This is a genomic window from Photorhabdus laumondii subsp. laumondii (assembly GCF_003343245.1).
Classification (GTDB): Bacteria; Pseudomonadota; Gammaproteobacteria; order Enterobacterales; family Enterobacteriaceae; genus Photorhabdus; species Photorhabdus laumondii.
Map to the genome: position 1 here is coordinate 2,279,886 of NZ_CP024901.1, position 12,572 is coordinate 2,292,457.

Annotated in this window: 14 protein-coding genes; 11 read left to right on the plus strand and 3 right to left on the minus strand. The window is 44.9% G+C overall.

Annotated elements, in window-relative coordinates; genetic code table 11:
- Positions 1–299 precede the first annotated feature (299 nt).
- From PluTT01m_RS09870 to flgA, 3 genes are all read right to left on the minus strand, one after another.
- Entirely contained in the window at positions 300–740 is a 441-nt protein-coding gene (locus tag PluTT01m_RS09870) for a flagella synthesis protein FlgN (RefSeq protein ID WP_011146174.1), read from the minus strand.
- Positions 741–751: 11 nt separating this feature from the next.
- Complete coding sequence (gene flgM, locus PluTT01m_RS09875; RefSeq protein ID WP_011146175.1) at positions 752–1,054, minus strand: flagellar biosynthesis anti-sigma factor FlgM; 303 nt, start codon at positions 1,052–1,054, stop codon at positions 752–754.
- Positions 1,055–1,178: 124 nt separating this feature from the next.
- Positions 1,179–1,838 carry a flagellar basal body P-ring formation chaperone FlgA gene (flgA, locus tag PluTT01m_RS09880; protein ID WP_011146176.1) on the minus strand — a complete coding sequence of 220 codons (660 nt, stop codon included), beginning with the start codon at positions 1,836–1,838 and terminating at the stop codon, positions 1,179–1,181.
- Positions 1,839–2,086: 248 nt separating this feature from the next.
- Here flgA and flgB point away from each other — a divergent pair, with 248 nt between their 5' ends.
- From flgB to flgL, 11 genes are all read left to right on the plus strand, one after another.
- Positions 2,087–2,500, plus strand: a complete 414-nt coding sequence (gene flgB / locus PluTT01m_RS09885) for a flagellar basal body rod protein FlgB (protein WP_011146177.1) — start codon at positions 2,087–2,089, stop codon at positions 2,498–2,500.
- A gap of 5 nt (positions 2,501–2,505) precedes the next feature.
- Positions 2,506–2,910, plus strand: coding sequence for a flagellar basal body rod protein FlgC (gene flgC, locus PluTT01m_RS09890; RefSeq protein ID WP_011146178.1), 405 nt, complete (start codon positions 2,506–2,508; stop codon positions 2,908–2,910).
- 12 nt (positions 2,911–2,922) lie between these two features.
- On the plus strand, positions 2,923–3,618 hold the full coding sequence (gene flgD / locus PluTT01m_RS09895) for a flagellar hook assembly protein FlgD (RefSeq protein WP_011146179.1): 696 nt from the start codon (positions 2,923–2,925) through the stop codon (positions 3,616–3,618).
- Positions 3,619–3,645: 27 nt separating this feature from the next.
- Positions 3,646–4,860 (plus strand): flagellar hook protein FlgE, encoded by a 1,215-nt coding sequence (gene flgE, locus PluTT01m_RS09900; protein WP_011146180.1) that lies wholly within the window; start codon positions 3,646–3,648, stop codon positions 4,858–4,860.
- An 18-nt stretch (positions 4,861–4,878) separates the two neighbouring features.
- Complete coding sequence (locus PluTT01m_RS09905; protein ID WP_011146181.1) at positions 4,879–5,634, plus strand: flagellar basal body rod protein FlgF; 756 nt, start codon at positions 4,879–4,881, stop codon at positions 5,632–5,634.
- A gap of 23 nt (positions 5,635–5,657) precedes the next feature.
- Positions 5,658–6,440: a flagellar basal-body rod protein FlgG gene (flgG, locus tag PluTT01m_RS09910; protein WP_011146182.1), complete on the plus strand. Its 783-nt coding sequence runs from the start codon at positions 5,658–5,660 to the stop codon at positions 6,438–6,440.
- Between the two features lie 137 nt (positions 6,441–6,577).
- Complete coding sequence (locus PluTT01m_RS09915; protein ID WP_173362523.1) at positions 6,578–7,267, plus strand: flagellar basal body L-ring protein FlgH; 690 nt, start codon at positions 6,578–6,580, stop codon at positions 7,265–7,267.
- A gap of 12 nt (positions 7,268–7,279) precedes the next feature.
- The gene (locus PluTT01m_RS09920) at positions 7,280–8,389 is read left to right on the plus strand and encodes a flagellar basal body P-ring protein FlgI (protein ID WP_011146184.1); all 1,110 of its coding nucleotides are present in this window, start codon (positions 7,280–7,282) and stop codon (positions 8,387–8,389) included.
- Positions 8,389–9,330 (plus strand): flagellar assembly peptidoglycan hydrolase FlgJ, encoded by a 942-nt coding sequence (gene flgJ / locus PluTT01m_RS09925; protein WP_041380045.1) that lies wholly within the window; start codon positions 8,389–8,391, stop codon positions 9,328–9,330. The genes PluTT01m_RS09920 and flgJ overlap by 1 nt, the downstream gene beginning before the upstream one ends.
- Positions 9,331–9,456: 126 nt before the next feature.
- Positions 9,457–11,106, plus strand: a complete 1,650-nt coding sequence (gene flgK, locus PluTT01m_RS09930; protein WP_011146186.1) for a flagellar hook-associated protein FlgK — start codon at positions 9,457–9,459, stop codon at positions 11,104–11,106.
- Between the two features lie 74 nt (positions 11,107–11,180).
- Positions 11,181–12,146: a flagellar hook-associated protein FlgL gene (flgL, locus tag PluTT01m_RS09935; RefSeq protein ID WP_011146187.1), complete on the plus strand. Its 966-nt coding sequence runs from the start codon at positions 11,181–11,183 to the stop codon at positions 12,144–12,146.
- The last annotated feature ends 426 nt before the right edge of the window (positions 12,147–12,572 follow it).

Consider the following 12,572-nt stretch of genomic DNA (forward strand, 5'->3'; position numbering starts at 1 on the left):
GCTGTTAATTTTGATAGTTACCCATTGTTGCTTATTCCTATTTTGCAATATATTTTCGTAACACGCAAAACATTATAGTTGTGCAATTGTTATGTTGACTTACAAATGGTGATTTTTGCTAATCCGTTCTTCCCCGATTGCAACAACTGTTTCACAGTACATTTCGTTTCGTTTGAATTATTCATGCTTGAGGACTCCGTGAGCAGCGACGAAGCTCGGGTTGAACAGGAAGGTGGGCTTACAGATACTATCAAAACAATAAAAAGTAGCACTACCGCAATGGGCGGTAATGCACTGAATCAAACCTGAACTTTGTGGCCGGAAAGCATGCTGTGACGGGCAGCCTGGCCGTCTGAACCGTAAAGCGAGGGGCTATGATGGCTTTTTAGGAAAGCAATGGCTTTACTATTCAAATCAAGATGCTGGGTTAACAACGAACCGTTATGAGTGTTTAAATCACGAACCCGGATAACTGCTTTGCCGATCTGTTGCCATAATGTGGCCAGCAAAGGTTGTTTATCATAAGGCGCAGTAATGTTTAATGCTTTGCTCAAATTAAGACGTTGCTGTTCTGAATGGCTAAGCGCGGACAACAGGAAAATTTTTCGTTCTGTTATCTGGTGCAAATCTCGTGCTTCAATAAAACCCTCGCACAAAATACGCTGTTCTTCCGCCACAGTTTGGGTCAGCGAGGTCAAATAGGTCACTTGCTGTTCGAGTAATTGTTGAAGTTCTTCCATAGCGGGTTTAATTATTTCTTATCGTATTGAAAGTTTTCGGCGGCTTCTTTGAGCAGAGCGTCTGCTATTTTACCGCTGTTCATTTTTAAGCTTCCCTGAGCAATAGCTTCTTTCAACTTTTGCACCTTTTGGATATTGATATCCTGGCTGCTTGGTTGAACCAGTTTTGTTTGTGCTTCGCTCAGTTTTACTTGTGCATCGCTGCTTTGTAAGGTAACGCCGGCGGTTTTTCGGGTGCCCTGGGCGCTTTCATTAGTTGGTCGCTGTTGAACAGCAGCGATAGCTAATAAGGGGTGAGTGCGTTCGATACTCATAATCATTATCCTTTATGGCCAGGCATAGGTTCACCTATGGATCGGAGCAGGTTACATGCCATTTGCATACCTGCAAATCGTGCTCTGCTGGTTATATCGGCACAGTGAAAGAAAACTTTAGAACTTATAACATGATTTTTACATTGCCGTTTTCTAATGCCTGGCCGGTTATAACATGCCCTGAATTTATTCGAACTCTGACTTTATCAGAAATAGCGGCGTTATTAATAGCTTTCCCTTCGTTTCGTATCTGAAAGCCATTTCCCTGTATAATCACCGCCACACTCTGGCCTGACCGTACAACCCACGGGCGGCGTAACATATTATGCGTAATCGCCTGCCCCGCCGGGATGTTACGTATCGCAATACTATTTTTTATCTCATTTTTGTTAATGACCAGATCATGCGGTAGTCTTTCCAGTAATCCTCTTCTGACCTGAAAATCTTTATCTGATAAAACATCATTACGCGAGATAGCTCGGCGGGTAACCAGATAATTCCCTGTCACACTGACAGCGACTTGAATGAATTTGCGTTGTTGATGGCAGATAACAGGTAAAGAGAGATTTCCCCAATTTTGACCACCGATAGCGGGTTGAATTTCTGGCCGTTCACACTGAGGCCATTGTTGTTCAGGGGTTCTGATGTTAACAGAAACTTTGTAATGATTATCCCTATGTATCTGCTGGAAATAGTGCTCCATAGCTTGGGGTAAATTATTGCCCCATGCCATCGAAGTGATAAAGAAAAATGCGAACAGCCCGATAATATTTATAGCTTGCATCTTCTCGCTCTCATTATTTCTGTAGGTCAATATGCTGCCGTTTAGTCGCATATATTAGTCGCGTAATTAGTCGCGTATAAGTGTACCTACATTGAATATCGGCCAATGGGATAAATAGCAATTCAATTAGCGTCTATTCATCCGATAGGCTTTTCCTTCTGCGTTTATTCTGTTTACTGCGAATTTCGCGATCGCGAACAGCGCTATTAAGTTTCACAACACAGGTCAGTCACATCAGAGGGAGGAATATGCTCGATAAATTAGATGCAGCCTTTCATTTTCAGCAGGAAGCTCTGTCATTGCGATCACGGCGACAAGAAATATTGTCCGCTAATATCGCCAATGCGGATACGCCCGGTTATCAAGCGCGGGATATTGATTTCGCCACACAACTGAAAAAAACCATTGCACACGGTCGGGTCACCGGAAACGGGATCGGGCTGACGCTGACATCCGATCGGCATATTCCTATTCAGCCTCAGAAGAGAATGGAGATGGACTTACTGTATCGGGTGCCTTATCAGCCAGCAATGGATGGCAACACGGTGGATATGGATATGGAACGCAGCAATTTTATGGATAACAGCTTGAAATATCAGGCTGAACTGACGGCGACCAGCTCTCAAGTTAAAAGCATGATGGCAGTCTTACAGCAAGGATAAGGGCAATGTCTTTACTCAGTATTTTTGATATTGCCGGCTCGGCATTATCAGCTCAATCCCAACGATTAAATGTCAGCGCCAGCAATATGGCAAATGCCGATAGTGTTGCGGGACCTGATGGTCAGCCGTATCGGGCTAAACAGGTGGTTTTCCGTGTTGCCGCACCGGCAGGGCAGGAAACCGGTGGCGTCAGAGTCAGTGAAATTGTTGATGATCCCACCCCTTTCCGCCTTGAGTATCAGCCGGGACATCCATTGGCTGATGAAAAGGGTTATGTGCGGATGCCAAACGTTGATGTGGTCGGAGAAATGATTAACACCATTTCCGCTTCCCGTAGTTATCAAGCCAACGTTGAAGTGCTTAATACAACTAAGTCGATGATGTTGAAAACATTGACGTTAGGTCAGTAACAGGAGTGACTCATGGCGATTACCGGTTCAGTGAATGAATCACTGAATAACACGATTGTTGGAGAGCCAGTATTGGCTGGCAAGAAAAAGGGTAGTGAAGAGCTCAATAGCAACTTCATGAAATTGCTGGTCGCGCAAATGAAAAATCAAGACCCCACTAACCCGATGAAGAACAATGAGCTGACTTCCCATTTGGCGCAGATTAACACACTAGCGGGGATCGAAAAGCTGAATACCACACTGGGGTCTATTGTCGGTCAGATAAATAATAATCAGCCTGTACAGGCATCAGCTCTGATTGGGCGAGGCGTTATGATCCCTGGGAATACTATTTTGGCAGGTTTAGACAAAGAAGCTGGGAACGTCAGTACGACACCATATGGTATTGAGTTGGAAAGGCCCGCGGATAGTGTGCAAGTCACCATTATTGATAAACAAGGCGGGGTTGTACGCCAAATTGATCTCGGTGGATTGGAAGCGGGTGTCCATAGCTTCCGCCCTTGGGATGGCAAAAAAGAAGATGGCACGAATGTTGAGGATGGCGCTTATAACTTCACTATTACTGCCAGCTATAAAGGCGAACAGAGAGTATTTCAGCCGCTGAGGTTTGCGAAGGTAAATGGTGTTACTCGTGACGCGGACGGCGCTAAGCTAGATTTAGGGCGGATCGGTGCCGTCACTATGGATCAGATACGTCAAATTCTTTAACCAGCAAGAATTTTAACGGAGAATAATATGGCTTTTTCACAAGCAGTAAGTGGTTTGAATGCCGCGGCAGGTAATTTGGATGTTATTGGTAATAATATCGCTAACGCGGCGACATATGGTTTTAAATCCAGCACGGTTGCTTTTTCTGACATTTTTGCCGGTTCTCAGGTGGGACTGGGGGTAAAAGTATCGGGTGTTAATCAGAATTTTAAAGATGGTACGCCAACGACGACTAACCGAACACTTGATCTGGCGATCACGCAGGGCGGTTTTTTCCGTATGCAAGGCGGTGATGGCGGGATTTATTATTCCCGTAACGGCCAATTCAAGATGGATGAGAACCGCAATATTATCAACATGCAAGGCATGAAATTGACCGGCTATCCCGCTGCCAGCGTCAATGGTGGCGCGCCGGAGATTCAGAAAGGGGCTAACCCAGAGCCAATTACAATACCTCAAGGTATATTGATGGCTAAAGCAACAACTAAGGTTACGATGACAGCCAACCTTAATTCGATGCATAAAAAACCGACAGAGGCTTTCTCGCCGGAAAATAACGATTCTTATAACTATCCTACCAGTGTTACCACCTTTGATAGCTTGGGTAACCCACATGCTATCCAGGTTTTCTTTGTGAAAACGAATGATAACGAATGGCAGGTTCATGCTCAGGATAGTGCGGTTGAGGGCGCTAAAGCCGCTTCGTTGGGGACGTTGAAATTTGATGGCAACGGTAAACTAATTGGTGACAATAATCAGTTTACATTTAATGTTCCTTCTCTGAATGGTTCTAATGCCGCTGATATCACTATTGATTTTAATGGCAGTAAACAGCAAAAGATTGATACTGACAGCATATCAGCACCCAAGCAAGACGGTTATGCCGCAGGTGAATTCAAGGGCTACCGTATTGAGCAAGATGGCCGTGTCATCGGCACCTATACCAATGAGCAATCCCAATTATTAGGTCAGATCGTTCTGACTAACTTTGCTAACCCAGAAGGACTGGCAGCGAAGGGTGATAACGTTTGGGTAGAGACGAGCGCTTCAGGTAACCCAGTGGTTGGCATTGCGGATTCTGGCGGTTTTGGCAAATTGCTCAGTGGTTCGCTGGAAGCATCCAACGTCGATATGAGCCAGGAGCTGGTTAATATGATCGTGGCGCAGCGCAACTACCAATCCAGTGCGCAAACCATTAAAACCCAAGATCAGATCCTACAAACGCTGGTCAGCATGCGCTGATAGTTTCAGGATAGCATTATGGATCATGTCATTTATACCGCAATGGGCGGTGCTCGTCAGACACTAGAACATCAGGCAGTGACGGCAAATAACCTGGCTAATGCCTCGACGCCGGGTTTTAAGGCGCAACTGGCTGCTTTGCGAGCGGTGCCTGTTGAAGGGGCTGCCTTTAATACCCGTACTTTGGTTGTGGCTTCAACGCCGGGTTCTGACAATCGTCAGGGGCCGATGAACTATACCTCTCGTCCGTTGGATGTGGCGATTGGGCAGGGGGGATATCTGGCGGTTCAGCTTGAAGATGGGTCTGAGGCTTACACGCGTAACGGCAGCATTCAGATTTCAGCGGAAGGCCAGTTAACTGTTCAAGGTAACTTGTTGATGGGGGACAACGGCCCGATCAATATTCCGCCACAGGCTGAGTTAACCCTGGCGACGGATGGTTCTATATCTGCACTGATTCCTGGTGATCCGCCAACACAGTTGGGGCAACTTGGCAGATTGAAAATGGTGAAACCGGAGAGCGATCAGCTAGTCCGCGGCGATGATGGCCTTTTTCACATGACGGAACAGGCGCAAGGGTTACAGGGTGATGTCTTGCCAGCCAGTGATGAGGTGAAATTAATGCCCGGTGTGCTTGAAGGAAGTAACGTCAACCCAATGGAAAGCATGGTGAGCATGATTGCCAATGCCCGCCGTTTTGAAATGCAGATGAAAGTCATCCATAGCTCAGATGAAAATGCACAACGTGCTAATCAGCTATTAGCAATGAGTTGATTTAGACACAGAGGATAAAACCGATGATCCGATCATTATGGATTGCTAAAACTGGGCTGGATGCCCAGCAAACCAATATGGATGTGATTGCCAACAACTTGGCAAACGTCAGCACCAATGGTTTTAAACGCCAGCGTGCCATTTTTGAAGATCTGCTTTACCAGAACATTCGTCAACCAGGGGCGATGTCATCGGAGCAAACTCGCTTACCTTCTGGTTTACAGATAGGTACTGGGGTACGCCCGGTAGCAACAGAACGTATACATAGTCAGGGAAACTTATCTGAAACTAATAACAGCCATAATGTTGCCATTAGAGGAAAGGGTTTCTTTCAGGTTCAGTTACCTGATGGTACCAGTGCTTATACCCGTGACGGTTCATTTCAGGAAGATCAAAACGGACAGTTGACAACCGCTAACGGTTTTTTGATCTTCCCTACTATTACCATTCCTGATAATGCGACGGACCTCACCATTAGCAGTGATGGTATTGTCAGTGTGAAAGTACAGGGGCAATCGGTACCTCAGCAAGTTGGTCAATTTACTCTGACAACTTTTATCAATGACAGTGGGTTAGAAAGTATCGGTGAAAACCTTTATGTAGAGACTAGCAGCTCTGGCGTACCGATTGAAAATACACCGGGAATCAATGGCGCAGGATTGCTCCAGCATAAATATGTCGAAACATCTAACGTCAATATCGCGGAAGAATTGGTCAATATGATTCAGACTCAGCGTGCTTATGAAGTTAATAGTAAAGCGGTGTCGACGTCTGATCAGATGCTACAAAAACTGACTCAGTTATAACCTAATCGTCAATCAGAACCGCGGGGGAACATTCAGTTTCCCCGTTATTCAGGGATAAATTAAGAGTATCGAAGATGGATACAATGGCTGTTGCCGAGACCAGCGCCGTTTGTCAGTTCCGCCATTTACGGAAAAATATGGCGAATAAATGGCGTTGTAGTATAGCACTGGCGGTATTGTCACTAACGGGCTGTGCGTATATACCGCAAAAACCCCTGGTTGAGGGAGCAACCACCGCCGCACCTTCTGTGGCAACTGCACCAGTCCCTAATGGTGCTATTTTTCAAGTAGTACAGCCGGTTTATTATGGTTATCAGCCGCTATTTGAAGATCGCCGACCACGAAATATTGGCGATACCCTGACGATTACATTGCAGGAAAATGTCAGCGCCAGTAAGAACTCTTCGGCTAATGCCAGCCGTAATGGGAAAAACACGTTTTCCGCAGCACTGACTCCCCGTTTCCTGAAAGGGCTAATTGGTGGAGATAAAACCGATCTGGACATGGAAGCCGAGAACACGTTTGGTGGGAAAGGCGGCGCTAATGCGAATAACACCTTCAAAGGGACGATTACCGTGACAGTCGATCGGTTACTGGCAAACGGTAACTTGCATGTGGTTGGTGAAAAGCAGATAGCTATCAATCAGGGAACCGAGTTTATTCGTTTTTCCGGTGTCGTTAACCCACGGACAATTAATGCTAATAACACGGTCAGTTCCAATCAGGTCGCTGATGCTCGCATTGAATATGTGGGGAATGGCTATATCAATGAAGCGCAGAACATGGGGTGGTTACAGCGTTTCTTCCTGAATGTTGCACCATTTTAACAGGGGATGGTTATGATAAAACAATTTGCTGTCAGCCTTCTTCTTGTATTGCTGACTCTGGTGACAACGACGGCATCAGCAGAACGTATCCGTGATCTCACCACGGTTCAAGGAGTACGGGAAAATGCGTTGATTGGTTATGGATTAGTAGTTGGGCTGGATGGAACGGGTGACCAGACGACTCAGACGCCATTTACCACCCAAAGTTTAAGCAACATGTTATCCCAATTGGGGATTACTGTTCCTCCGGGAACCAATATGCAGTTGAAAAACGTGGCTGCCGTGATGGTCACCGCGAAGTTACCGCCGTTTGGCCGTGCCGGGCAGAATATTGATGTGGTGGTTTCCTCATTGGGGAACGCGAAAAGCTTACGTGGTGGTACTTTGTTGATGACACCACTAAAAGGTGTTGATAATCAGGTCTATGCTCTGGCGCAGGGTAATATATTGGTTGGTGGTGCCGGTGCCAGCGCGGGGGGAAGCAGTGTAAAAGTCAATCAACTTGCAGGTGGTCGGATTAGTAACGGTGCAGTGATTGAACGCGAATTGCCTACCCAGTTTGGTGAAAATGGCGTACTGAATCTTCAATTAAATAACGAAGACTTCTCACTGGCGCAGCAAATTAGCGATACGATCAATCGTACGGATGGAACGGGAACAGCAACGCCGTTGGATGCCCGCACAGTACAATTGCGTATGCCGAGAGATAAAAGTGCGCAGGTTAAATTCCTCTCCCATGTGCAGAATCTCACTGTCCGTGTTGATGTCGGTGATGCCAAAGTGATCGTCAACTCTCGCACCGGCTCTGTCGTGATGAATCGCAATGTCATGCTAGATAGCTGCGCTGTTGCTCAAGGGAATCTTTCTGTCATTGTCGATAATCAAGTGGTTGTTAGTCAGCCAAATACACCGTTAGCAGGTGGTAGTACCGTTGTTACTCGTAATCCCGCTGTTGCTGTCCGTGAACAAAATGGTGCGTTGCAACAGGTTAACGCCAGTGCAAGTTTGAGCCAGGTTATTCAAGCATTGAATGCTCTGGGTGCGACACCGAATGATTTAATGTCAATCTTACAGGCAATGGAAAGTGCGGGTTGTTTGCGGGCGAAATTGGAGATCATTTGATGAATGATTTTTTAACCCTGCCCGGTGCGGCTTATGATGTACAGTCGGTTAACGCGTTAAAATCCAATCTGGCAAAAGATCCACAACAGGGGCTACGGCAAGTAGCCCAACAAATGGAAGGGCTCTTTGTTCAGATGATGTTGAAAAGCATGCGTTCAGCTCTGCCTAAAGAGGGCATGTTGAGCAGTGAACAGACACGACTCTATACTTCGATATACGATCAGCAAATCGCGCAGAATATTGCTCAGAAGGGGCTAGGTTTTGCCGATATGATGCTCAAGCAGCTTGCTAACAACAAAATTGCCCCTGGCGAAATGGCGGGTAAGGTCCCCATGACGCTGGATAACGACGTTTTGCAAACTTTGCCAAGGCAGGCGCTTGAGCAATTTATCCGTCGAACGGTACCGAAACCCGAGGTGGCACCTAAACCGCTCCCCCTGAACAGTACGAATTTTGTCTCTACGCTCTCGACCCCTGCCCGGATAGCTAGCCAACGCAGTGGTATTCCTCATTTGCTGATTATTGCTCAGGCCGCATTAGAGTCTGGTTGGGGGCAAAGAGAGATTCTGACCGCTGATGGTAAGCCAAGCCATAATCTGTTTGGTATTAAAGCGGGTAAAGGTTGGAAAGGGCCGGTAACCAATATCTTGACCACAGAATATATCAACGGTGAGCCACAGAAAATGAAGGATAACTTCCGTGTTTATGGCTCTTACGTGGAAGCGATTGAGGATTACGTCAAATTACTGACAGAGAGTCCCCGTTACGCCAACGTTGCCCGCTCTGCTACCGCGGAGCAAGGGGCTTATTCCTTACAACAGGCAGGTTATGCGACCGATCCCGGATATGCGAAAAAACTGGTCTCAGTGATTCAACAGCTAAAAGGTGCCGGAGAGCAGGCGGTAAAAGCCTATACCTACGATTTGAGTAAACTATTCTGATCTTTATTTTGCTCAAGTTTTATTGAGTTCAGCCGATAAATTAAAGCAGTTCAGACTTTGTTTCTAGCTGAAAGATTATTTGCCGCCACCAGCGGAGACATAAATAAAACGTAAAAGGATCTTCTGATGTCCAGCAGTCTTATTAATATCGCGATGAGTGGCCTGCAAGCTGCTCAAATTGCTCTGGGAACCGTGAGTAATAACCTCGCAAATTCCAAAGTTCCTGGTTATAACCGGCAATCGACAGTTGTCAATCAAAACGGCGGCACGATGACATCCGTTGGCTTTATCGGCAATGGTGTTACTGTCACCAGTATTAACCGTCAATATAATGAATTCATTAATCAACAACTGTCTGAGGCTCGGGCGAAACAAGGTGAATTCACCACTTATTCTCAGCAAATTTCCCAGATTGATAATTTGCTGGCAGATAAAGCGAATAACCTGTCAAACACCATTGATGACTTCTTTACCAGTTTACAAAATGTTGTCAGTAATGCGGAAGATGATGCAGCCAGAACAACAGCGATTGGTAAATCAAAGGGGCTGGTAAACCAGTTGCAAAGTGCGGATGCTTTCCTGCGTAAAATGGAAAATAACATTAATCGGGGAATCGCTAATTCGGCTGAGTCTATTAATAACTATGCGCAGCAACTTGCTAAACTCAATGGTGAAATTACCCGTATGAGAGGCGGTGGCAGTGCTGAGCCGAATGCATTACTGGATCAGCGTGATCAATTAGTCAATGAACTGAATAAGCTGGTTGGCGTGAGTGTGATTCAGCAGGATGGCGATTCTTACAATGTCTCTTTTGCGGGGGGATTGACACTGGTTCAGGGAACAACCGCTTACCGAGTAGAAGCGATTTCATCCAATGCGGATAGCAGTCGCATTACATTAGGTTATGATCGTGGTTTTGGTGATGTTGTTGAAATTGATGAAAAATTCATTGATAAAGGGCAATTAGGCGGTACATTACGGGCGCGTAGTGAAGTACTGGATAATTCCCGTAATCAGTTAAACCGATTAGCGTTGGTATTGGGCGATCAATTTAATCAGGTTCATCGTGCTGGTTTTGATTTAAAAGGCAAACCGGGTGAAGATTTCTTCACATTTAATAACCCGGATGTGATTGCCAATAGTAAAAATAAAGGTTCTGCTAATTTTAAAGTGGAATATACAGATACCTCGGTGGTAAAAGATAGTGATTATCATATTAGCTACGATGGCGCTAATTGGAAAATTCAGCATGCTTCTGGTAAGGTTAAGGTGGATATTGCCGCCAAAGTGACAGGTAATACACTGGAATTTGATGGACTAAAAGTTGAAATTGATCCAACCAATGTAAAAGAAAACGATCGATATACACTGAAAACCGTCAGCGGTGTTATTGGCAATATGGCGGTTAATATTAAAGATGCGTCGAAATTGGCGGCTGCCGGTAATAAAGATGGTGGGGCGAGTGATAACGTCAATGCCAAAAAACTCATTGAATTGCAGAACAAAAAATTGGTAGAGGGTAACGCATCATTTTCTGGTGCTTATGCTTCGATGGTCAGTACCATTGGTAACCAGACCAGCGAGGCGAATGTTGATTTAGAAACTCAGAATAATATTACTAAACAACTTTACGCTGACCAGCAGTCGGTTTCCGGCGTCAACGTAGATGAAGAATATGGCGCATTACAAAACTTACAGCAATATTATCTGGCGAATGCGCAAGTTATCCAGACTGTCACAACGTTATTTAATGCCATTTTGGAACTCCGTCGCTAATAAACGTGCCATTTAATAAAAAATAGCCTGAGACATCTTAGGCATTTCGCTGAATATTTAAAAGGAATGAAATTGTGCGCGTAAGTACCAATATATTGTACGACCAGAAAATGACGAGTATCACTACTGCTCAGTCGAAATGGATGCAGCAGGGAGCACAGCTATCCAGTGGTCAGCGGGTGATAAATCCATCCGATGATCCGATGGCGGCATCTCAGGGTGTCATGGTCGCTCAAGCTGAAGCTCAGAACCAGCAATATATAACGGCCCGCTCGTTTGCTAAAAACGCGATTTCCATGCAATTGAGTGTAGTATCCAAAGCTGTCGGTGTGGTTCAAGATATTCATGAAAGTTTGGTAGCCACAGTAAACGGTGTATTGAGTGACGAAGATCGTAACTCGCTGGCTATTCAACTGACAGGGTTTAAAGAACAACTGGTGAATTTGGGTAATACCACTGATGGTAATGGCCGCTATATTTTTGCCGGTTATAAAACGGATATGAAACCTTTTGATGAGAGTACAACCGGCACAGTCAGCTATCTAGGAGGCTCTGAGGAAATAACTCAGAAAGTGGATAGCAACCGCTCTATGATTATTGGACATACCGGGAAGCAAGTCTTTCTCTCGTCTACCAGTAATCCGATAAAAGAGCCGGATGGCAACCAGAGTGAATCTGATATATTTAAAACCATAGATATGGCGATTCAGTCATTGAAAACACCATTCGTCGAAGCAGATCAAAAGAGTCGTGATGATGCGCTGGAATTGTTGAATAAGGCTAACCGCGGCGCTCGCAACGCATTGAATAATATCTCTTCGGTGGAATCGGTATTGGGTTTACAACTGAGAGAAATGGAAGACTTAGATAATTTGGGGGCGGAACGCAGCCTGGCGAATAAAAGCCGGTTAAGTCAACTGGTTGACGTAGAATGGAACTCAGCGATTTCGAATTATTATCAACAACAAGCCGTACTTCAAGCATCATATAAGACATTTGCTGATATGAAAGGCATGTCGTTGTTTGAGATATTTCGTTAATTCGGTTTTCCTTATTTATATTAATCGCTGGTTCTCAGGCCAGCGATTTTCTCAATTAAATAATCCTGTTTTCTGTTCTCCGTTTTTAGTGAATTTATTCTTATCAATATTTTTATTACTGATTCAGACCAGCGATTTTAGTTAATAAAATCATTATAATTCATTTTAACGTAACCTATTCAATATATTGAAATTTTCTGCCAAAACCCCTCCTATTTATTAGAATAAAATGTTGTTATTTTAAAAAAATAAGTTGATTATTTCTTCCCTCTTCTACCCTCCCGTTCATATGTTGAACAGAGAAAAGTTTGGTTAATGAATTTGCTAGTGAATATTTTCGGTAATCATTTAACGGCCTATCCCAATAGGGCTATTTTATTTGCCCTTCTTTGCCATAAAGAGCGAACCTGGGCAGTGCTCAAAATC